23 protein-coding genes are annotated in these 22179 nt (G+C 37.3%); 8 read left to right on the top strand and 15 right to left on the bottom strand.

Annotation, left to right across the window (positions count from 1 at the left end):
• Positions 1-120: 120 nt before the first annotated feature.
• The 5 genes from AAY42_RS11035 to AAY42_RS11015 all read right to left on the bottom strand — a co-directional run bounded on the left by AAY42_RS11035 (position 121) and on the right by AAY42_RS11015 (position 8455).
• The gene (locus AAY42_RS11035) at positions 121-1086 is read right to left on the bottom strand and encodes a CE1 family esterase (RefSeq protein ID WP_175288760.1); all 966 of its coding nucleotides are present in this window, start codon (positions 1084-1086) and stop codon (positions 121-123) included.
• A gap of 16 nt (positions 1087-1102) precedes the next feature.
• Positions 1103-2728: a leucine-rich repeat domain-containing protein gene (locus tag AAY42_RS11030; protein WP_055395151.1), complete on the bottom strand. Its 1626-nt coding sequence runs from the start codon at positions 2726-2728 to the stop codon at positions 1103-1105.
• Between the two features lie 146 nt (positions 2729-2874).
• Positions 2875-3618, bottom strand: a complete 744-nt coding sequence (locus AAY42_RS11025) for a LytR/AlgR family response regulator transcription factor (RefSeq protein WP_055395149.1) — start codon at positions 3616-3618, stop codon at positions 2875-2877.
• Positions 3619-3627: 9 nt separating this feature from the next.
• Positions 3628-5619 (bottom strand): tetratricopeptide repeat-containing sensor histidine kinase, encoded by a 1992-nt coding sequence (locus AAY42_RS11020; protein WP_055395147.1) that lies wholly within the window; start codon positions 5617-5619, stop codon positions 3628-3630.
• Positions 5620-5764: 145 nt separating this feature from the next.
• Entirely contained in the window at positions 5765-8455 is a 2691-nt protein-coding gene (locus tag AAY42_RS11015) for a leucine-rich repeat domain-containing protein (RefSeq protein WP_055395145.1), read from the bottom strand.
• A 202-nt stretch (positions 8456-8657) separates the two neighbouring features.
• On the opposite strand from AAY42_RS11015, the gene AAY42_RS11010 reads away from it, so the two are divergent.
• The gene (locus AAY42_RS11010; protein WP_175288759.1) at positions 8658-9098 is read left to right on the top strand and encodes a molybdenum cofactor biosynthesis protein MoaE; all 441 of its coding nucleotides are present in this window, start codon (positions 8658-8660) and stop codon (positions 9096-9098) included.
• 3 nt (positions 9099-9101) lie between these two features.
• Positions 9102-9533 (top strand): cyclic pyranopterin monophosphate synthase MoaC, encoded by a 432-nt coding sequence (moaC, locus tag AAY42_RS11005; RefSeq protein ID WP_055395143.1) that lies wholly within the window; start codon positions 9102-9104, stop codon positions 9531-9533.
• Here moaC and AAY42_RS11000 read toward each other — a convergent pair.
• Positions 9530-10477, bottom strand: a complete 948-nt coding sequence (locus AAY42_RS11000) for an NAD-dependent epimerase/dehydratase family protein (protein ID WP_055395141.1) — start codon at positions 10475-10477, stop codon at positions 9530-9532. The two genes, moaC and AAY42_RS11000, sit on opposite strands and share 4 nt — an antisense overlap.
• A gap of 64 nt (positions 10478-10541) precedes the next feature.
• Between AAY42_RS11000 and AAY42_RS10995 the strand changes: the two genes are divergently transcribed.
• Both AAY42_RS10995 and AAY42_RS10990 read left to right on the top strand, forming a co-directional pair.
• Positions 10542-11039: a hypothetical protein gene (locus AAY42_RS10995; RefSeq protein WP_139063718.1), complete on the top strand. Its 498-nt coding sequence runs from the start codon at positions 10542-10544 to the stop codon at positions 11037-11039.
• The gene (locus AAY42_RS10990) at positions 11029-11526 is read left to right on the top strand and encodes a nuclear transport factor 2 family protein (protein WP_055395137.1); all 498 of its coding nucleotides are present in this window, start codon (positions 11029-11031) and stop codon (positions 11524-11526) included. Before AAY42_RS10995 ends, AAY42_RS10990 begins: the two co-directional genes overlap by 11 nt.
• A 3-nt stretch (positions 11527-11529) precedes the next feature.
• On the opposite strand, the gene AAY42_RS10985 is transcribed toward AAY42_RS10990, so the two are convergent.
• The 4 genes from AAY42_RS10985 to AAY42_RS10970 all read right to left on the bottom strand — a co-directional run bounded on the left by AAY42_RS10985 (position 11530) and on the right by AAY42_RS10970 (position 15928).
• The gene (locus AAY42_RS10985; protein WP_055395135.1) at positions 11530-12225 is read right to left on the bottom strand and encodes a hypothetical protein; all 696 of its coding nucleotides are present in this window, start codon (positions 12223-12225) and stop codon (positions 11530-11532) included.
• 125 nt (positions 12226-12350) lie between these two features.
• Complete coding sequence (locus tag AAY42_RS10980) at positions 12351-12725, bottom strand: hypothetical protein (protein ID WP_055395133.1); 375 nt, start codon at positions 12723-12725, stop codon at positions 12351-12353.
• A 121-nt stretch (positions 12726-12846) separates the two neighbouring features.
• Positions 12847-13656 carry an SDR family oxidoreductase gene (locus AAY42_RS10975; protein ID WP_055395131.1) on the bottom strand — a complete coding sequence of 270 codons (810 nt, stop codon included), beginning with the start codon at positions 13654-13656 and terminating at the stop codon, positions 12847-12849.
• Positions 13649-15928, bottom strand: coding sequence for a M28 family peptidase (locus AAY42_RS10970; protein ID WP_055395129.1), 2280 nt, complete (start codon positions 15926-15928; stop codon positions 13649-13651). The genes AAY42_RS10975 and AAY42_RS10970 overlap by 8 nt, the downstream gene beginning before the upstream one ends.
• Before the next feature lie 121 nt (positions 15929-16049).
• On the opposite strand from AAY42_RS10970, the gene AAY42_RS10965 reads away from it, so the two are divergent.
• Complete coding sequence (locus tag AAY42_RS10965) at positions 16050-16520, top strand: CBS domain-containing protein (protein WP_055395127.1); 471 nt, start codon at positions 16050-16052, stop codon at positions 16518-16520.
• A 6-nt stretch (positions 16521-16526) separates the two neighbouring features.
• Here AAY42_RS10965 and AAY42_RS10960 read toward each other — a convergent pair whose 3' ends face one another.
• Positions 16527-16880 carry a hypothetical protein gene (locus AAY42_RS10960; RefSeq protein WP_055395125.1) on the bottom strand — a complete coding sequence of 118 codons (354 nt, stop codon included), beginning with the start codon at positions 16878-16880 and terminating at the stop codon, positions 16527-16529.
• Between the two features lie 10 nt (positions 16881-16890).
• Positions 16891-17463 (bottom strand): pentapeptide repeat-containing protein, encoded by a 573-nt coding sequence (locus AAY42_RS10955; protein WP_055395124.1) that lies wholly within the window; start codon positions 17461-17463, stop codon positions 16891-16893.
• 130 nt (positions 17464-17593) lie between these two features.
• On the opposite strand from AAY42_RS10955, the gene AAY42_RS10950 reads away from it, so the two are divergent.
• On the top strand, positions 17594-18343 hold the full coding sequence (locus AAY42_RS10950; RefSeq protein ID WP_055397892.1) for an SDR family oxidoreductase: 750 nt from the start codon (positions 17594-17596) through the stop codon (positions 18341-18343).
• Between the two features lie 37 nt (positions 18344-18380).
• Positions 18381-18962, top strand: a complete 582-nt coding sequence (locus tag AAY42_RS10945) for a TetR/AcrR family transcriptional regulator (protein WP_055395121.1) — start codon at positions 18381-18383, stop codon at positions 18960-18962.
• 4 nt (positions 18963-18966) lie between these two features.
• On the opposite strand, the gene AAY42_RS10940 is transcribed toward AAY42_RS10945, so the two are convergent.
• Both AAY42_RS10940 and AAY42_RS10935 read right to left on the bottom strand, forming a co-directional pair.
• Positions 18967-19443, bottom strand: a complete 477-nt coding sequence (locus AAY42_RS10940; RefSeq protein WP_055395119.1) for a DUF6265 family protein — start codon at positions 19441-19443, stop codon at positions 18967-18969.
• 36 nt (positions 19444-19479) lie between these two features.
• Complete coding sequence (locus tag AAY42_RS10935) at positions 19480-20184, bottom strand: SIMPL domain-containing protein (RefSeq protein WP_055397890.1); 705 nt, start codon at positions 20182-20184, stop codon at positions 19480-19482.
• Positions 20185-20311: 127 nt separating this feature from the next.
• On the opposite strand from AAY42_RS10935, the gene AAY42_RS10930 reads away from it, so the two are divergent.
• Positions 20312-21448, top strand: a complete 1137-nt coding sequence (locus tag AAY42_RS10930; RefSeq protein ID WP_055395117.1) for a glycerate kinase — start codon at positions 20312-20314, stop codon at positions 21446-21448.
• On the opposite strand, the gene AAY42_RS10925 is transcribed toward AAY42_RS10930, so the two are convergent.
• Positions 21445-22041 carry a GNAT family N-acetyltransferase gene (locus tag AAY42_RS10925; protein WP_055395115.1) on the bottom strand — a complete coding sequence of 199 codons (597 nt, stop codon included), beginning with the start codon at positions 22039-22041 and terminating at the stop codon, positions 21445-21447. The two genes, AAY42_RS10930 and AAY42_RS10925, sit on opposite strands and share 4 nt — an antisense overlap.
• Between the last annotated feature and the right edge of the window lie 138 nt (positions 22042-22179).

Raw genomic sequence — 22179 nt, 5'->3', positions numbered from 1 at the left:
TGGCCTAGATGTTAGCACTTGGAATTTATTAGAAAATAAGGGCCCTAAGAAATTACCGGTTAATTGGATGCCTTTTCAAAAACTCCAATTCTTTTTCTAGCAACTACTTCTTGTTTATTCTTAGTTATCATAAAATTCAAAAAACTCCCACAATACATCGGCGGCACCTGGTCGGTCATCTGGATTAGGGAAAAAATGCCCCAAGTCTTTCCAAAGCGTAAATTTCATTAAATGCTCAGGACTTCCTGAATTGCCCTGAAAAGTCGCCGTTAGGGTATGTTCGGTAGAATCTGTTACCGTGTAATTGGGATTCAAGTCAAAAGTTTTGACATAGGTTTGTGTAATGCCTCTTAAGGTTGGGTCTAAGAATAGCTGTTGAAAACTCATTGGGATTGTATCATTAAAAATAGTCCTGGAAGCAATTTTTTCATCCGTTGTGCCCAGCATTATATGTACGGGTAAAATTCGTTTTGGTGCATAGATAGTGTCTTCAGGAAAGAAACCGGCCAAACCACCTATTGCGGCTATTCTATCGGATAGTTCTACGGCAAGGCGTGATGTCATACCAGAACCATTTGAAAAACCCGCCATATAAATTCTAGAGGTATCAATACTGTACTCATCGACCAACTCATCTATTATTTGATTGAAAAAAGAAGTGTCGTCCCGTAGTACTTCACTTGGACAAACTTCTTTTGGTAAGTTGTAATTGTTCCATTTTGTCACTAAATCATTTCCACAGCCATTCAATTTAAGGTCATAGCTATATGAAGTAGGATAAACAACAATTAGATTGTGTATTTCGGCCAATTCGTTCCAACCAGAAATAGTATAATATTTTTCGCCGTCTCCACTACTTCCGTGTAGTTGAAACAGTAAAGGGGACTCATTAGTTTCATCATATGTGGAAGGGATATAGACGATATATTCTCGCTGATCTCCATTATTTAGGGTAACCACAGTTTTGGTAATGGCATTAGCTGTATTTTGATTTTCCCTTGATGCTATATCATTATCAACATCACTACAGGAAGCACAGAACAAAGCCAGAAACGATAGCAACACGAAGCTGAAATTCTTTTTCATTTGATTAGGGTCCATATTATGGGCATCCACTGGCGATTACCTGATCCGCATCTATTCTTAATATACCTTGACTATACAAATCGCATATTGAAGGTGACAGGGCACTTGTTGGGTTGTTTCCGAAATCAGCACTTATCAATTCGGGTAATTCCGAAAGTTCTTTGGGTATCGTTGTAATCTTGTTGTCTGAACAGACCACACTTTTGAGTGCCTTAAGGTTGCCGATAGTACTTGGGATAGCATTTAGATTATTGAATCCGATATTGAGTTCTTTAAGACTTCCCATGTTACCAAATTCATCTGGTATTTTTATGAGTTCATTGGCCTCAGCAACTAAAACCACAAGATTTGTCAACGCTCCTATTTCCGTTGGAATTGTTTCAAGGCTATTGAAAGAAATATCGAGTACTTCCAAATTCGAAAGTTTTCCTATTTCTGGTGGTAATGAAGTAAGATTATTAAAGAATAGATTAAGTTCTTGAAGACTGGTTAATTTCCCCAATTCTGATGGAAGCACAGTAATACTGCATATAGACAAATCAAGAAACGTTAGTCCTTTGAGATTCCCTATTTCGGGAGGAAGGACACCAACTAATGAGCTCTCTAAATTTAATTCGGAAACTGCACCATTTGAATGTAAGGTAACGCCTCCCCAACTTTGCATACTGGTATCGTTCAAATCCCAATTTAGTTGACTTCCGGGATTTGCATCATAAAGTTTGACAAGAGCTTCATAATGATACGTTGCCAAATCGCAACGTACTCGATTATCCTTAATAATTGTTGTTGTACCGTCTTCTTCAAGATTGCATATTTCTTGCGGGATTAGGGTCAAGTCATTATTCTTCAAATTCATCGCATTTAAGAGGTGAAGATTTCCAAGCTCTTTGGGCAGTGTACTCAATTGATTTTCATTTAAATTAAGAACAGTCAACTCGGTAAGATTCCCAATTTCTGCTGGTATTTCAACAAGTTGGTTGCTGTAAAGCGACAAGAGTTGCAATGCTTTTAGGTTTCCAATTTCAACCGGTAAGGCTTCCAAAGAATTACCATATAAGTTTAGGATGATAAGCTGTTCAAGAGCTTCTATCTCCGGGGGAAGATTTTTAATATCATTGTTGGCTTGTGCGTAGAGCTCCGTTAGTTGTCCCAATTGACCTATTTCGGCGGGTAGTGCGGTCAGAAGGTTACTTTCAACGTGAAGGACGTTCAATTCGGTAAGCTTCCCAATTTCTGAGGGAAGCTGCGAAATAGAATTGATACCTACATCTAAAGAGGTCAATTTTTCTAAATTCCCGATTTCGGGAACCAAAACGGTAAGAGCTTTATCTTTTACATCCAACTTTACAACTCTTTCGCTTTCCAGTTCAACGCCACTCCAACTCTGCATTGTGGTGTCATCCAGATCCCAACCCAAAGTGTTGCCGCTATTGGCATCGTAAAGTGCTTTTAGTGCAAGATAATCAGCGGTTAATTGCGGTTGTTGGCCCCCAGGGTCTGTCCCTTCTTCATTGTCCTCGTTTTCTTCTTCCATTTCCTCTTCCTCCTCTTCAGGTGGTGGAGCGTCGTCTTTACTGCAAGAAGTGTTCAAAATGAATAATGACCAAACAAATAGCGCCAAATAAATTAAATTACTTTTCATAATACCTTTTTAGTTAAACATTAAAATTTGGGGGAACCTTTCTAAATTCAATGTAAAACTAATGGTGTGCCTCTAGAGGTTTTATGCTAAACTAGTAAGCGGTATAGGTAATAAAGTAACTGATTGAAAACGCCCGTTAAGTGGTTTTAGGCTTGGTGCAGCATTTGTAAGAATTGGTCTTTCTTTCTTCGACTCACGTTCAAATGGTTGTTGTTGGAGATAATAACATATCCTCCCTCGCCTTTAATGTACTTGGTTACATGAGCCATATTGACCAAAGTGGAATGGTGTATGCGGCAGAAATCCCCTTCGGGTAATATATTTTCAAACTCCTTTAAAGTTTTTGAAACGGTTATTTTTTTACCTCCAGATAGATATAAAGTGGTATAGCTGCTATCTGCTTCACAATAGATAATATCAGCAATTGGTTGCATAATGATTTCATTATCTGAAGGAATGGCCAAGCGTTTTAATTTTTCCATGCCCGGTTTCACATTTTTTAAAAGTGAACCGTATTGGGCGACCTTGTTTTTCTTTTTCTTGGATATTTTTTCAACAGCATTGACCAACTCATCAACATCAATAGGTTTTAGGAGATAGTCCAACGCACTGAATTTTATGGCCTTTATGGCATAGCGATCGTATGCGGTAACAAAAATAACCTCAAAATTGATTTTGGAAACCCTTTCCAATAGATCAAACCCAGACATTTTAGGCATCTGTACATCTAAAAAAATAAGGTCCGGTTTTAGCGCATTTATTTTTTCAAGGCCTATTTCAGGAGATTCGCAAAGCGCTAATATCTTTATTTCTGGACAGTATTTTTCCAATACCAAACGAAGCCCTTGCCTAGCTTTAGCTTCATCATCTATTATGAGTGCCTGTATCATATCCAAATTTTAAGTAAGGGGGATTTGTATATTCACCTGTGTGCCCAATGCATTATTGTTGTCATCTTTTAAATCAATGATGCTGATGACATCTTTTATCTTTTGTTGGGTCAACAGTTTTAACCGATCTGTGGTAATCTTTATGCCCATGGATTTCTTTTTTAATCCGCCCTCTTTTTTTAGTGTTAATGATTTTTCGCGTCCAACACCATTATCGATAATACTGCACAATAAATTATCGACACTTTCCTTAATCTCAATGGTCAAAAGTCCTTTTTGGTTTTTATGCAACAAGCCGTGCCAAATAGCATTTTCAACAAAGGGCTGCAATACCATGGAAGGTAAAAAGGTTGATTCTTGATCAATTTCTGGGTCCACTTCAATTGTATAGTCCATTTTGTTGTTGAAACGAATGGCTTCCAACTGAATGTAGGCTTTTAACAAATCAATTTCATCTTTTAAAGAAACTTTGGGTTGCTCTGAGTTTTCCAATAACAAGCGAACAAGTTTCGAGAATTTTGATAGATACTTACTGGCATTTTCGGTTTCATCGCTAAGGATCATGGTATTGATTGAATTTAGGCTATTGAACAAAAAATGCGGATTCATCTGTGCCCGTAGTGCCTTCATTTCCAAGGTCTGCAATTCTTTTGAAAGCTCAGATTTATTCAGCGCTTCATTTTTTGCCGCCAGTATTTTTTGGTTTCGTAGCCGTTGTCGCATGGTATAAAAAAGTAATCCCCCAATAATTGCTAACAATAAAAGCCCCCCAATCAATGCTCTGCGTAAGGTTGCTTCTTTTTCTGATTGGGCTTCTTGCAATTTGTTTTCTTGAGTCAACAAAGTAATTTCCTTGTCTTTTTTGGCGGTTTCAAAACGTAGCTCCAATTCTTTCACCTTATTTAAATGATCTTTATTGATAAGACTATCTTTCCATTGTTCGTAGGTTCTTCTATAGTTGAGCGCTTGTTTGTAATTCCCCATTCCTTCATAAGCATCAGAAATATTACGATTCATATTTTTTATTTCCTCGGTGTTGTTCAGTTTTTCTGCCAATACAAGATTCTGTTTTAATACGGAAATACCTTTATTATAATTGCCCGTTTTTATATAATGCATACCAATACTATGGTCTGCATATAAAATCCCAACTTTATCATCTATGGAGGTCGCAACATTTTTTGCCTCTTGAAAATAGGGCAATGCTTTATTGTAATCTTTGCTTTGAGCATATAATGAGCCTATATTTTGTAGGTTGATGGCCTCGCCCATTTTCATGTTATTTTTTCTATTGAGCTCCAATGATTTTTGATAATAGACCAATGCCTTTTTAAATTGATTTTTTTGCCTGTAAATAAGTCCTATATTTCCCAAAATACTCGAGATTGACATTTCAGCTGGATTATTTGTTGATTCTAAAATTTCCAAGGCAGTCAGATAATTTTTTAGTGCTTCGTCTGGCTGGTTCAGCTCCCAATAACTTCCGCCTATGTTAATGTGGCATTTTGAGATAGCCATGGTGTCCTTCAAAATTTCATAGACGTTTCTTGCTTCTAGAAATTTTTCTATCGCATTGGAATATTGACCTCCCCTATGTTCGACTATGCCCTTTTCCAAATAAAATTTGGCATTAATTTCTTTATTTGTGATACGGGATATTATTTTCTCCACTTCTGCCAACGCTTCCTTAGAAGAATTTAGGTTGCCACGTTTCCAATAGTGATTGCACTTTACCAAATATGCCTGCGAAAGGCGATTAACGTCATCGATTTGATTACTTAAAGAAATTGATTTATTCAAAAATCCAAGAGCTTCAGAAGTATCTCTGGCAACAATTTCTTGATATAGTTTTATCGAGAGGTCTATTTTATTGGAATCACTTTTGGCCAATGCAAGTGTTCGTTTTAAACTGTCGATTTTTATCTCGTTCTGTGCGTTAAGTCTAGGACAGAAAAGTACATACCATAGGAGAAAGAAATAAAGAATGGAATCATATTTCATAGGGTTCAATTTAAAGGGAGGGGGAACTGCCCTAAATTAGTCATTTTTACTATCCGATAATCGAATTATTAAAATCCTTAAAGAATGGAGAAAGCCTACGTTGTATAAAAATCCCGTAGGCTTTTTCTATTTTTTTGATGTTAGGCTAAGGGCACAATATATCTATATCCACCAAACTACTACTTACATAAACAGTCAGTCCGTTATTACGTAAATCGCATATTTCTGATGGCAGCTGTAGGTTGACGTTTGAATCAAAAATATACAGTTCTTCGAGGTCTGTCAATTGTCCAATAGCCGCAGGCAATGTCAATAAATTGGGGCACCTCGAGAACAACAGTCTTTTAAGGTTAGTGAGATTCCCAATTTCATTGGGTATAGCTGCTACTTCAAATGGATTCCCCGAAAGGTCTAATGATTCAAGACTTGTTAGCGTTCCTATGTGGCTGCTAATGACAGTTAATTGGTTTTGGTAAAAATTGAGTGCTTTAATGGCCGGTAGCGAGAAAACAATGGAGGGGATTTCGGTATAAAGATTTCGTGCCAATATCAAGGTTTCCAGGTTACCCAAACTAGGGAGGGTTGCTGGTAAGTCCGTAAGCTGATTGCCATCAATAGATAATGTTTTCAAAGCAGCTAACCCACTTATTCCGTCCGGTATTGCGTCCAATTCATTATTGGACAGATAGAATTCCTCTAATTTTGGTAATCCACCTAAATCATTTGGCAAGTTTTCAATCTCATTGTTTGCCAAATCCAATTTTACAAGATTGTTCAGGTTTTTAATACTACTTGGAAGTTCTTTAATATCACTGACCTGTATGGATAAATAGGTAAGTTCTTGTAAATTACCAATAGTTTCTGGCAACCTTTCTAACAATGGTTTACCAAATAGATCACCGTAATACGTAAGGCTTTTTAAGTTGGCTAAATTACCAATGCCATCAGGGAGTTCAGTAAAGGAATTGTTACTTAAAGTCAAATGTTCCAAGGCCGCCATGTCGCCAATTTCATCTGGGAACGATATTAAGAAATTACCTGTGAAATCAGCAACGACAAGCGCATCTAAATCTCCTATTTCTGAAGGTAAAGTAATCAAATTATTATAACCGATATTAAGGTAACTTAAGAATGCTAATTGCCCAAAAGAACCTGGTAAGGCATCAATATCTTTATATGTAATAGCTAGCTCTGTCACATGGCCCCCGGTTATAGTCACTCCTTCCCACGCTGCCATGGTCTGGTCGTCTAGGCTGTCGCCCCAGTTCAATGAATTATTGGTGTTGGTCTCGTACAATTCTTTGAGGACTTCATACTCGCTTAGTGCAACAACAGTATCATCTTCACAAAAAGTGTCATCATCCAACAAAATGGTAGTGGCCGGGGTCTTGTCTTTTAGCGCACAGATTTCCTCTGGAATTTCAGTGAATGTATTTCCTTGAAGGTCAAACACTGTTAAATTGCTCATGTCACCATATTCCACTGGAACTTCGGTCAGCATATTGTTGGGAAGGTAAAGCCCATTAATGGAAACGTTGACCAACTCGGTGGGCAAGGTAGCTATTGTGTTATCACCAAGATTAAGGGAGCTTATCAAGCTGAATTCGACCAATTCCATTGGAAATTCTGAAAAATCATTTTGTTTTAGATTCAACACCAAGAGGGTTCCTAGGTCCTTTATTTCTTCAGGCAATGCACTTAGACTATTGTTGTCCAAGTGAAGCTCATCCAAAACGGACAATAACCCTATTTCAGCTGGTAAGCTTGTAATGTTGTTTTCGCTCAGGTTTAGGCTGCGCAATGCGGTTAATGCTCCAATTTCTGAAGTAATGTTGGAAACTTGTTTTCCAGAAATATCCATGCTTATAACGGCTCCCTGATCAACGACCAGCCCTTCCCATGTTTCCATTGTGGTATCTGTTAAATCCCATCCCAGTGTATTATTAGGATTCGCATGGTACAATGCATGCAGTGCGGTATAATTTGGAAAAATGTAACCACAGCTAACATTTGTATCTTTCGAAATAGTAGTATCATTATTGGTTTCCAAATCACATACTTCTTGTGGTATTACGGAAATCTGGTTCTGTGCCACCCATAGCTGTTCCAAGGTGTTCAAACTGCCCATTTCAATAGGCAGAACAGTTAATTCATTATTGCTAAGATCTATTTCCTTAATTGACACAAGCTGCCCAATGGTATAGGATACCGAGCTTAACTTATTGTAACTGAAATACAGCTTTTCAAGTTGTATCATCTTACGAATTTGTTGTGGAACTAGGGTAAGCACATTGTAGCTTGCATCAAAAATGACAACATTATCCAATGATTCTAGTTCCAATGGCAATTCACTAAGCTGATTTCCCATAACATGGAGTTCAATGAGATTTTGCAATTCCCCAATCTCTTTGGGAATATTGGTTATTGCATTTTCATTGATTGAAAAGTAGGTCAGTTTTGTCCATTCCCTTATGGCTGAAGGAATGGTAACAATGTTATTGTCGTTGGCGGTAAAACTGGTCAATTCTGAGAGTTCCCCAATTGTATCAGGTAATGTGGTAAGACTTTTACTTGAAATATCCAATTCAGTTACCCTTTCTCCTTGTAAACTGACACCAGACCAACTTTTCATGGTTATATCATCAAAATCCCAACCAAGGGTATTGCCGGAGTTGGAATCATGTAAATTTTTCAGTACCACATAATCTGGTGGCAAAACCACCTGTGGATCGGGAGTTATTTCCATTTCCCCATCATCATCTTTTTTGCACGAGGTGAATGAAAGAATAGCGCATACAATTAATAATGCAGCATAAAACGTTCTTGATCTTTTCATGATTTTATGTTTTGGGGTAAAACTAGAAGAGATGTTGGCCAGGGTCTAGTAGAAAAAAGTACATGGTCAATATGTACTATTAAATGGTAGAGAATCTGAATTATTTGGTAGTTGAAAAGGGTCCTGAAGATATTTGGTTGAAATTCCAAAATGACCCCCATTTACATTTTTCTTGGTTACCTTAGCGCTAAATGATTTCTATATGGAAAAGAAAATCAAAAACGTATTTGTTCAGGGACCCATAAGTCCAAATTTCATTGCTGATTCCATTGCAAAGCACCAATCCAAGACCCAAATAGGGGCACACAATATTTTTTTAGGGCAGGTGAGGGCCGATGTAATTGAAGACAAAACTGTAAGTGCCATTGAGTATACCACATATGAAGAAATGGCAAATCTTAAATTCCATGAAATACGGGAACAGACCTTTGAGAAGTTTGAAATCACCTGCATGCATATCTATCACAGTTTAGGCAAGGTTGCGGTTGGGGAGGTCTGTCTTTTTGTTTTTGTTTCTTCACCACATCGAAAAGTTGTTTTTGAGGCAATTCATTTTGTAGTTGAAGAAATAAAAGCACAGGTTCCAGTTTTTGGAAAGGAACTTTTTGAGGATGATTCTTATCAATGGAAAGTGAATACATAGCACATGGTTGATATTACACAAAAACAAGCTACCCATAGAACAGCCATTGCCCAAGCGGTAGTGAAGGTAAGTTCCAAAGAAACCATAAAGGCGATCCAAGAGAAAACTGTTCCCAAAGGGGATGTTTTTTCCATGAGTAGGGCCGCTGGGTTTTTGGGAGTAAAAAAGACAGCGGATTTGCTGCCCGATTGTCATCCTTTACCCGTTGAGCATTGTGCTATAGCGTATGAGATAAATGGCCTGGACATAACTGTTAAAATTACGGTAAAGACTTTTTATAAGACTGGAGTTGAGGTTGAGGCAATGCATGGTGCAAGTGTTGTAGCACTCAATATGTATGATATGCTGAAACCCATTGACAAAGGGGTTGAAATCCATCATATAAAACTCCTGAAAAAGACAGGTGGTAAGTCAGATATTGGGACTGCGACCTAAAGTGCTTGTTTAAGATTGCCCAACATTTCCTTCGTGGTAGTTTCCAAATCAAATTTAGGTTTCCAATTCCAGTCATGGGCTGCAGCGGAATCATCAATACTACTTGGCCAAGAATCCGCAATTTGTTGTCTAAAATCCGGGGCATAGGTTATTTTAAAATCTGGAATGTTTTTCTGAATGCTCTTAGCCATTTCTTTTGGAGTAAAACTCATACTGCCCAAATTATAAGATGACCTCACAGAGAGTTTTTCAGGTTTACTTTCCATTAAGCTCATTGTTGCCGTAATGGCATCATCCATAAACATCATGGGTAATTTGGTGTCCTTATCCAGAAAGCATTGGTATTTTCCGCTTTTCAATGCTTCATGATATATTTCAACAGCATAATCCGTAGTGCCTCCACCAGGCATCGTTTTCCAACTTATTAGCCCAGGATACCGAACACTGCGCACATCAACCCCAAATTTTTTAAAATAATATTCGCACCAACGTTCTCCAGCTTGCTTGCTTATTCCATAGACCGTACTGGGTTCCATTATCGTATTTTGTGGTGTATTTTTTTTAGGCGTATTTGGACCAAAAACAGCAATACTGGAGGGCCAAAAAACTTTATTTATTTTTCTTTCCTTGGCAAGATTGAGTACGTTGAAAAGAGAGTTCATATTTAAATTCCAAGCACGCATGGGAAACTTTTCCGCAGTGGCACTAAGCATGGCGGCCATTAAAAAAACCTCATCAATTTCGTAATGCATCACCACATCTTCAATAGCTTCGTAGTTTGTGGCATCCAAAAGTTCAAATGGGCCAGAGTTCATAAGCACTTCGCTACCTTCCCTAATGTCGCTCGCTATTACATTTTCAGAACCATATTTGGCCCTTAATTCAAATGTTAGTTCTGTGCCTATTTGGCCACATGCACCAAGAATAAGGATAGGTTTTTGCATTTAAATTAGAGTTAATTGAATTGACGAGTAAAGATAGCCTTTATTAAAATTTGTACATTCGCCTATGCGAAAATTGTTATGTATAATCGTAGTTTTTACACTCGTAATGGGGTGTAAAAATAGTGATGGGCTTTCTAATGAAAATGAATCTACGGAGCTTGTTTTCAATTATCAGAAAATGCCAAAGAAGTTTGTGATGAACCCAGAGGCAACTGCTATTTTGGAAGAATGGGTAGAATTTAGGGATTTGACAAGTAGTTTTGATGTTTTGTACAAAGCAAAAAACAATGAAGATTTAATTTTGGCCATTGATGACCTTATTGAAAAGGAGAAACTTTTGTACAAGGCCGAATTTCCAGAGCCGTTTGATGAACTTCAGATCAAGAGTAGATTACGGGTGCTCAAAACCTATATGCTAAAAGTAAAGGCAAGTATTTTAAACCATATGGATGCTACCCAGCCCACAATAGAGATGTTAACGGCTTATAATGCATTGCGAAAGCAGTTTAATGTTGTTATGAATAGTCAGCTGGACAAAAAAATGATTTTAAATGAGAACTAAATTAATACCACATCTGCTGCTGGTTTTAACATTGGCAGTTAGCGGCCAAACAAAGGAAAAAGATGCGATTGCTCAGTTATTGGATGATTGGCATCAGGCTGCTGCAAATGCCGATTTTGATTCCTATTTTGACAAGATGACCGATGATGGGGTTTTTATTGGAACAGATGCCACCGAAAATTGGCAAAACAAAGCTTTTAAGGAATTTTCAAAGCCTTATTTTGATAGGGGCAAAGCATGGAGTTTTACGGCTGTGGAACGTAATATTTATATCAATGAAACCAAGGATTTTGCCTGGTTCGATGAATTGCTGGATACCCAAATGAAACTTTGCAGGGGTTCTGGTGTTGTAAAAAAGGAAAACGATGGATGGAAAATTACCCATTATGTCCTTTCAATTGCCGTACCCAATGAAAATGTCACGGAACTTATCCAACTTAAAAAAGAAAAGGATAGCATATTACTTCTTTCTTTAAAAAAGAAATAATTTTTATTCTTGTCCTTCAGGTTTTTCCTTTCTAGCTTCCAATGCCTGTTTACTTAAACTAGCTAGGTTGAAATTAGGTTCTAGCTGCAATGCCTCATCAATTAAAGCAACCGCAGCATTAATATTGGCTTTGTCCTTATTGTACGCAATCAAACCTTTTAAATGTAAGAAAGCAGCTTTTAGAGGAACTTCGTAAGGTTGTTGTCTTTCGTAAAAGGCATACTTCATATCATCCTTGGAATTGGCAATGCCAAATTCAACATTCCCCGCTGCGCCATCATTATCCCCAGTTTGTATTTTAAGATCTGCCAATTCATAGGCCAAGTATGGTGATGGGCTTCTGGTGAAAAGGATTTCAAAATGTTCTAGTGCTCTTTTGGGTTGATTCAATGCCTTTAGGGAAACTGCTTTTACTTGTACGGCCAAATCAGAGTCATCCTCATTTTTATCAATTCCGATAGTATTGAGTGCCTGAAGATGCTGATTATTGTTCATATATACATAGGCCAAGGTATCTTTTCGTTCTTTGGATGGAGAAAGCACGTTAAGATGAGTCATGGCATTTATAACTCCATTAACATCACTTTGCAGACGCATTTCTTTATAAAAAGCCTCATAGTGTTTTAACAATTCACTTTTGGTCTGTGAAACAGCATTTACCCCCACAAATAGAAGTAATATCAAAACAATCTTTCTCATGTATCTTAGTTTAGTGCGCCAAAACTAAAAAAATTATTGGTATAATCCTGTTAAAGAATACTATATGCCTTAAAAACAAAAAAGATACCCTTGGGCATCTTTTTCAATTGCGGTTTTCAATGCTTTTAAAGCACTAACATTGAAATGTCTTTATCTGTATGTTTTCGCAGTAAACTGGCATAAAAGGCTAGACTTTTTACATCTTTCAATAAACAAGACCTTAAAAAGGAGGCTAAGTCCTTATAAAAAAGATTTACCGGGATTGTACACACCACTAGGTTTATGGTATTGGGATCGTATTCTTGATCGTTAAGTACCACATCCATTTTTATTCGTTGTCTATGATAGTCTATTTCCACGTCTGCAGCATTGTAGTGCTTTCTTAGAATAGATTTATGTAAGTCTTGAAATCTTGAGGTTATGTTTTCTCTTGTACTACTCTTTGTAATCAAATTCTCCATTTCCATCAAGATTCTTGTTGTTAATCTTGAATTTCCCATGACACTAATAAATTAATCTGTTACAAAGATAACGGCAGAGCATTTAACTTATTAAAAATCAGTGTATTAATTAACTTAAAATTATCCTAATTGTTGTAAAGTGCGATTTTTTTGTTGTCAATCAAGATATAATTGAGGTAAGGAAATGATGTGATTTATCAGTAAAATTCTTACAAATAATCAATTTACCTGCTCCTTCTTTACTATTCTCTGCATAATGCGGTGGAGAAATGCCTCTTTTTCGTGCCTCTTCTGTATAATATTCTTTTTTTATGGGATGTAATGGATATACCCCATTGAACAATTCCCCCCAATACCCATTTTTGATAATGGTCATTATCATATGGATGCAATCAAACAAATGAATGAGATTTACAGGGTCGTTTCCATTGCTTAAATTTTTTCGTTTTGATAGCATGGTCACTGGGTTTCGGTCTGGGCCTATTAATCCACCGAACCTAATAATTGTTGTACTCAATGCGGAATCCTTCATAAAAAGTTGTTCACTTTCATAAAGCTGAATTCCTGACTCTGTAAATGGTAGTGAAATGGTTTCTTCGGTTACCTCGCCATAAACATTCCCATAAACAGAGGTACTGCTGACAAAGATTACTTTAGAAACTGAACTTTTTTTTATTTCTAAATGCAATAGCTTCATTTTTTCAATAAAACTCTCTGTGTTTTTACCTCTTAGTTTTGGTGGAACATTAACAATGAGAATATCAACATTGGATAAAAAGCCATAAATATCACCATGAATACCATCGGCATTCAATGATATTTTATAGGGCTCTATTTTCTCACTTTTTAAAAGGGCCAATTTTTCTTGGGATGTAGTGGTCCCATACACCGAATGATTCTCACCAACAAGTTTTTTTGCCAGTGGAAATCCAAGCCATCCACATCCTAAAACACCGATTTTTTTAATCAAATTTTTTCGTTTTGGTAATTAGAATTGCATCATTTAGTACAAAGGGCATTGGAATACTATTTTCTGGTCTTTCTGGAATTGTAAACACAGGGTTTGTGAGCAGATCATATGAAGATTCGTAAAGAGTAAGATCTAGCGTCTCGTTTTTTGGAAAACTCACTTCAAGTTCCGTGTACTCATTATTACTGATATAGTGGGTAATCAATCTTTTTTTCCTGTTTTCCAGAAAATAATCAGAAAGCTGAACATTATTGACCTTGGCAGAATTTAACTTGATGGAATTGGTATAAATATCCAACCGATTGACATTTCTTTTTGGTGTGATACATAATTCAACAAATCTTTCATTTCCAATTATTGTGTCTTTAACCGTATCTATCCAAGGGATTGGTATATCTTTTTTGGGAGCGTCCTTTATATACGTAAATTCAGTACGGTATTTACTTGTTAGTGTTTCATATTCTCCAGGGTTTGGAATTCTCTTTTCGTTCCCTAAAAATTGTTTGTTCCAATCAATTGGTTGATTGTCATAGGTGGCCCAAACGGCGGAATCCTTATCTGTATCGTACACATATAAAAGGCTACTTGGTTTTGGCTGCTCTTTGTTGAAACCTGAGTCGATATGTGCTGAAATGCTAAATATGAAAAATAGGAAAAGAGCAGCATAGGCCAAACGTCCTTTGTTTTTCAACAGTCCAAAAAATGGAAGTAAAAGGAAAAATAAAAGCGTCGTTAAAACAGTTGTTGCAATTATCATTTTTAATCCAAGTCCAACAGGAAACATTTTTATTAAAGGAGCGTAGATGAAAATAGCTGGGAGCGCCAAAAACAATAATAAGAAAGGGTGCGGTTCATCCTGATTGTTGATTACCATAAAAGAAATCAACAAAGCAAAAAGCGGAAGAATAAAGAAACTAGCTCCCTTTAAATAGGCAGCTACAAGCGCGCAAATCAGCAGCCATAAAACAATGGGTGCAACCAAAAGATTTTGGGTCTTGACTTTTCTGAATTTATGATATATCCAAAAACAGACCGACAAGGAAAAAAATACAAAGACAAGAATATAGGTGTGCCCATTATAAGTGAAGCCCTGTAGCATATCAATAAAATCTGGATACCACCATTTGATTACAGTCCACCCAAAATACCCAAAAAGACCATTTAAGATCAAAGCGAAGAAGAGTGGAGGAAACCCTTTTAAAATTTCATTCCCTTTAAGCTTCTTTACTTTAAGACCTGAGAACAAAAAGAATACAAATAGAAGTAAAGCTCCACCAAACATGGGCCAGATCCATTCATAGGGATACGAAACCAATCTAAAAAAGGGAAGATTGAAATATACATAGTCATCCAGACTTTTGAGGTTGTTGAGGTCAGCATTGCCAAAGTGAGACAGCATAGGCATAAGATAACTGCCTTGGTGCGCTAACGAGGTTTTGTCCAATCTTTCATAGGCGTCCAGTGCGGTATGATAATCATAGTGATCATCTATGAATGCAAAATTGAAACCCTCTATATCACCATTTTCTCTAAAAACGGTTAAATCCGTATCATTTGGTAACATTTTGTAGACACTATAGGCCAATGAATTGGCAACAGGATATTTGGGATTTGCTTTTGTAAATTCTTTTATGAGTGTTCCATTGCCCTTATTGGTTTCAATCAACATATGACTGGGCCCGCCGCTACCTCGAGCCTCAAAATTAATTGCTAATCCAACCTCTTTCGCCCATGGGTGCTTATTAACAAAAAGAATAGCTCCATTAAGTCCCAATTCCTCAGCATCTGTAATAAGGATAATTATATCGTTCTTTGGAGCTTTGTTTTCTTCCAAAAAGGCCCGTATACCTTCAAGAATGGTTGCAACTCCGCTAGCAGCGTCACTTGCGCCGAAGGAGGAGTGTGGTTCGCTATCATAATGTGACATTAAAAGCAATGCTTTTCCTTCTCCCGAGCCTTCAATTTTGGCCAAGATGTTTGTGGCCTTACTGAAATTGGCCCAATCTCCAGCATTAAACCCTTCCTGGGTAGTAGTTTCAAGCCCAAGTTTTTTAAGTTCAGCGATAATATATCCTCTTGCATTTGGGTGCCCTGGAAAACCAACTGCGTGCGGTTCTTTAGAAAGGTTTTTAACATGGGCCAAAGCCCTATCTGTGGAAAAGGATTGTAATTGGTTGTCCTGATTACTTTGATAGGATGGCATTAACGATTTATAACTCCAATACACTGCAAAAACAAGTAACAAAAGGGCAAGAGTTCTAGAAAACTTCATAGTTAGACAGGGTTGGTATCCAAAAGTATGAAATTATGAAAAGTCCTCATATTCAGGCGCTAAAATTTAGATAATTCGCAAAAAATTCCTATATTGATAGTTCAACCTTAAAAAAATCCCTATGGCAATCAAAAGTTTTCAAGGCGTACGATTAAAGGGTGCTTCAAAAAAAGAATATGATGCCCCTATATTGGTGGAGGATTATATGACTAAAAAATTGGTCACGTTTACTCCAGAGCAATCTATTTTGGAAGTGATGGAATCTTTTGCCAAAAATCATATTTCGGGAGGGCCCGTTATGGATAAAAATGGGTTCCTGGTGGGAATTATTTCTGAGGCGGATTGTATGAAGCAAATTTCGGAAAGCAGATATTTTAACCAACCAATTTTAGATAAAAGTGTTGAAAAGTACATGACAAAAAATGTACAGACCATACCTCACGATATGAGCATTTTTGATGCTGCAGGGGTTTTTGACAAGCATAATAGAAGGAGACTTCCCGTAATGAAAAGTGATATTTTGGTTGGGCAAATTAGTCGTAAAGATATTGTTGTCGCCGCATTAAAGCTTAGTGCACAAAACTGGAAATAAAAAATCTTACTCTCGCTTTACAATCATATAATAGTCGTTGTCTAGTGGTAAATACCCTAGGTCATATACAAAGTAATAGGTGCTCCCTTTTTTTGTGGTATATAAATTTGTGATGTACTCAAAGTCAAAACCTTTGTCCATCAAACGCATTTTGGTTGTTCTTGTCTTTCCTTCTTTTAAGGGGAAACTGTTGAGTATACGGTAATTCTTTCTTAGTTTATTGTTGATGTTTCTAACAAGGTTTTTACTATCCTTGTTTAGTCTGTTGTTATAGGCATTTCTACAATGGTCGGAACAGTATTTTTTATCTACCCTACCAACAAGTTTATCTCCACATTCCAAACAGAGTTTATCAGACATAGGTAAGCATTTAGGTAACTACAATATCGTGTTTTTTTAGTAAACCAATGAGGTTTTCCTTACTGAACCTGGCCTTTTTGAGCTTGTTTTGCTGCGGGTCAATATCAAAATTGAAAGAAGTTCTAAAATCCGCTTTTTCAAGAATGGTCTGATTGAAAATAGCCCTATCAATATTACAATTGGTAAATGTGGACAGTGTTAGGTCTGCTTCCGTAAAGTCTGTTTCAATTAATTTGCAATCTTTAAATGGGGTGTTTTTGATTGAGAGTTGAAAAAAAGAGGCAAAACTCAAATCACTGTTTTCAAATTCAACGGCCAATAAAAAATCATTGCAATCTTCAAAACGAAGTCCCATCAATTTAGAGCTGGTGAACAGGCATTCTTTAAAAATGGTATGTTTTACGTTCGCATTTGTCAGATCACACTCTAAAAACTGACATTCCATAAAGTTTTGATTGTCCAAAAAACCATTTGAAAATTTACAATTCTTGAAGATGCAATTCTCATAATCAGCTTTCTTCAATCGTGTCTCACTGTAATCTTGGTTATCAAAAGTTTTATCGGCAATAAAAGAATTCGACATGAAAGGAATTTTGAAATTAAATATAAACAAATGTTAAACATGAAATTTTATTTGGAACAATCATTCTGTTATTTATATGTTTGTATCGGAACAATCGTTCCAAAATAAATATAGCAACATATATAGTATTATGAAAAAACTAGAAAACAAAGTAGCAGTAATTACAGGAGCAACAAGTGGTATGGGCTTGCAAACAGCAAAAAGGTATTTGGAAGAGGGCGCAAAGGTGGTCTTGACGGGTAGAAGTCAGGAGAAATTGGCTGCGTTGGAAAATGAACTTTCAGGGGACTACCTTTTGGTAAAGGCGGAAGCTTCAAGTATTTCGGACAGTAAGGATTTGATTGCAAAAACCGTTGAAAAATTTGGAAAGATTGATGTATTGTTCCTAAATGCAGGAGTATTTAGATTGGAGACCATTGATGGTCTTACCGAAGAAATTTTTGATGAAGTGCATAACATTAACGTAAAGGGGCCACTATTTACTGTGAAGGCAGCTTACAATGATTTAAATGAAGGGGCAAGCATTATTTTTAACACCTCTATCACAAATGTAAAAGGATTTGGTGGGATGGCCGCTTATGCAGCCAGTAAGGCCGCCTTGCGTTCTGTGACAAGAACCTTAGCCTCAGAGTTTGGTCCAAAAGGGATTCGCGTGAACGCCATTGCCCCAGGACCGATTGACACTCCGATTTATGGAAAACACAATGTGCCACAAGAGAATATAGATGAACTAGCTACCAGTCTACCATCTATGGTATCATTGGGAAGGTTTGGCAATGCGGATGAGGTGGCGACAACCGCTTTATTTTTGGCTTCCTCCGATAGTAGTTATATAACAGGTGCCGAAATACCGGTGGATGGTGGTCTTGCACAAGTATAGTTTTTTTCAATAAATTTGGAACAATTATTCCAAAATAATGCCAAGAATAAAGCAATTTGATGAAAAGGAAATATTGAACAAGGCAATGGAACTCTTTTGGGAAAAAGGGTTCCATGCCACTTCAATACAAAGTTTGGTATCCCACTTGGGAATCAATAGGGCGAGTCTCTATGATACGTTTGGGGGTAAGGATGAACTTTTTAATCGAGCTTTTGAGGAATATAGAAACACGGCAGGAAAACAGCTCAAATCAATTTTTGACAAAGAAAGCACAGTGCGGGAAGGAATTAAAAAACTGTTTGATGTTGCTATTGAGGAAGCCATCACCGATGAAGCCCGCAAAGGTTGTTTTGTTGTTAATACCACCACCGAGCTTATTCCAGGGGATGAAGCCCTTCGTAAGGTGATACAGGATAACAATATAAACGTGCAACGTCTTTTTATCAATTATATCCAAAAGGGTATCGACAAGGGGGAGTTTAAGGCCTCAAAAGATGCCAAAAGCATTGGGTTAATGCTTTTTACACTGTATAGTGGCTTGCGGGTTGTGGCCAAAGTGGATGCTGCCCCCAATAAATTAAGACTTATGGTCAATGCGGGTTTGTCCGTACTGGACTGATTCCTCAGGATTTCCGATACTTAAACAACACTTCCTTTCCTTCAACCAAGACATACACATGCATTTCATTCTCACTGATCAGCTCATAGGTAATCCCTTCAAAATATACCTTGTTCGCTTCTATTTTCACCAGTTTAAAATCTACGGTTTCGTCTTTGCTTTCCCAGCCTTTGAGATTCCCATCAAAATGCTTTAACTGCATCAGAAGGGTATTGTCAATTTCCCGCATATGTCCTATTTCATAAAAAGTGACCTTACCTTCATTGACCAATCTAAAAACGAACATCATGGAATCTCCATCAGGCGCACTCCAGATTTCTTCTGAAATACCACCAAAGACCTCGCCCTGCCAATGACCGGTAATCCAGGATACTTGTTCCAAGTTCCCTTTAGGGGGATACTGTCCTTCTTGGAGTTGCAGTGTATCTTGCGCTGACAGCCATGCACAATTCAAAAGAAATACAAAAAATAGAGCCCTCATAATTACCTGTTTGTCATAAAGACGAACGATAGGCACTTATTTGGACAACATGAACTTAATATTTACCGTGGTCTCTACTTTTATTTTCTCAAAATCGATGTCCAAAGGCTCCGATTCGGCCATATCCATCGCCATTGTTTTCATCTCCATACGGGGAGCTTGATTGTATCTTGCGTAATAAGGAGTTGAAGTATCCAAAATATGGATGGCTAAACCTACTTTCTGATTAAGGGGAGTGGTCAATGCTTCAGCTTTCATTTTTGCTTTTTTAACGGCCCTCGACTTCAGTTCCAGCTCCAATGCATCCATTTTTGAATATTCGGTCTTTTCAAGAGAAGCATTGGCAATATCAAGTTTTTCCAGGGCGACCATAACTTTTCCAGCGGTTAAGCCATCGTATACTTCCAAGGAATATTGCTTGCTTTTAAGTACTTCCTTTGAACGTAAAAAATACTTCTTAAAGTTACTGCTTAGGTCTTTGATCACCAATTGTTTGTCCAGGTCTATTCCCAAAGACCGTAGACTTTGGGCCATTTTGTTTTCCTGTTCCTCAACAGATTTTCTGCCTTTTGAATCTTTTTCCTGAATAACAATGTTCAGGTAAATTTTATCTGGGGTTACCAAGGTATCCACCTTTGCAGAGGTTTCAAGGTATGGAACATCCAAAAAGTTTTTGGATTGACCTATAACTAGAGTCGTAAATAAAAAACTGAAAACGGGTATAAGTAGCTGTTTCATCATTGAAAGTTTATTTAAAGGTAAATACTTTACTGGCAGGGGCAAAACGTATGCCATTTTTAAAAGCCAAACAAAATATCTAAATTTCCATAAAACAAGAAGTGTGCTTTTCTTCCCTAAATCATTTTAAATGAAGTTTGTAATTGCTCCGGATAAGTATAAAGGCTCTTTGTCAGGAAGGGAGTTCTGCGAAGCTGTTGACAGTGGGATCAAAATGGTTTTTCCAAACGCCTTGGTTATTAAAAAACCGTTGGCCGATGGGGGGGATGGCACCTTGGAAGTGGTTAAGGACTATTTGAATGCTTCTGAGGTCAAAATCGTTGTCAATGACCCTCTGTTTCGAAAAATTGAGGCCAAATACCTATTATCCAAGGATAAAAAAACCGCATATATTGAAATGTCGGAGGCTTCTGGCTATGCGTTGCTCAATAAAGATGAGATGAATTGTATGCATACTTCCTCACTAGGTACTGGGGAGTTAATTGCGGACGCTTTGAAAAATGGTGTCAAAGCAATAATTCTAGGTATAGGAGGGAGTGCAACAAATGATGGTGGAATGGGAACCGCCGTAGCTCTAGGATATAAGTTTTTGGATGAATATGGAAATGAATTGAAGCCCATAGGGGAAAACCTAATCAAAGTAAAAGAAATTGATACCAGTAGAATAATCAGTATACTTTCCGATGTTGAAATCAAAGTGGCTTGCGATGTTGCCAACCCATTTTATGGTGAAAATGGAGCTGCTAAAATCTATGGCCCCCAAAAGGGAGCTTCAAAAGAAGAAGTTGAATTTTTGGATGAAGGATTGAGGAATTTGGCGGATGTAATGAAAACCACGTTTGATATAGATGTACAAAAAATAGCAGGAGCTGGTGCTGCTGGAGGAATGGGAGGTGGAGCAATGGTTTTCTTGGATGCAAATCTTACCTCTGGAATAGATTTGATTATGGAATTGGCAAATTTTAAAAATACAATAGAGGATGCAGATTGGATTATTACCGGAGAAGGTCAGTTGGACCATCAAACCATATCTGGAAAAACCATCACAGGAGTGCTGAAATCTGCCAAGTCCAAAAACGTCCCCGTTGCTGCTTTGTGTGGCTCCGTAGATGTTTCAATTAATGAGATTCAGGAAATGGGCCTTGACTATGCGGTGTCCATATTAAATAAAATCCATGATTGGGAAGAAGCAAAGGCAAGCTCCCATAAAAACTTGGAACAAGCGGCATACAATTTTGCCAATCTTTTAAAAATAAGTAAGCACTAATACTTTCGACTCATCTTAAACTCCAATGAAGTTTTTACTGTTGGCCATTCGCTGTTCAAAATTGAAAATAAAACAGTGTCCCTTAAATTTCCATTATGATCAATTCTGTGATTTCTAATGATACCTTCTTGCTTGGCTCCTAATCTCAAAATTGCATTTCTTGATGGGTGGTTGTGAAAATGGGTCCTGAATTCAACGGCAACAGTCTTTAATGTTTCAAAAGCATGTTTTAGTAGAAGATACTTGCATTCGGTGTTGACACCTGTGCGTTGGACACTTTTGGCATACCAAGTGGAGCCAATTTCCACCCTTCTGTGAGGGGCATCGGCACGCAAGAATCTGGTTGTTCCAACCACCTTCCCAGAAGTTTTGTCCAAAATAACAAATGGGAGCGAACGTTTCTCCTGTTGTTCCATCAATGCATTTGCGATATAGTCTCCAACGGTATCTGGTGAGGGGACCGAAGTATACCATAACTCCCATAAATTACCATCAGAAGCTGCTGTCAACAAATCGGATTCATGGGAAATTTCCATTGGAATAAGTCTGACTAAATGGCCTTCAAGAGTTGTTGGGTTTAACCATGTTTCCATAGTATTTCTTTTTATACTCAAATATAAGTGTATTGTTTTTGAAGACCATAAATGAAAGTATTGCTATCATAATACAATAGTTTAACTATTAATTATGAATAGTAATAGTATTAGTTTAAATTAAGTAGCATATTTTCG

The sequence above is a fragment of the Flagellimonas eckloniae genome (assembly GCF_001413955.1).
Classification (GTDB): domain Bacteria; phylum Bacteroidota; class Bacteroidia; order Flavobacteriales; family Flavobacteriaceae; genus Flagellimonas; species Flagellimonas eckloniae.
Note: the sequence above shows the minus strand (reverse complement) of the source record. Positions and strands in the feature narration are given on the sequence as shown.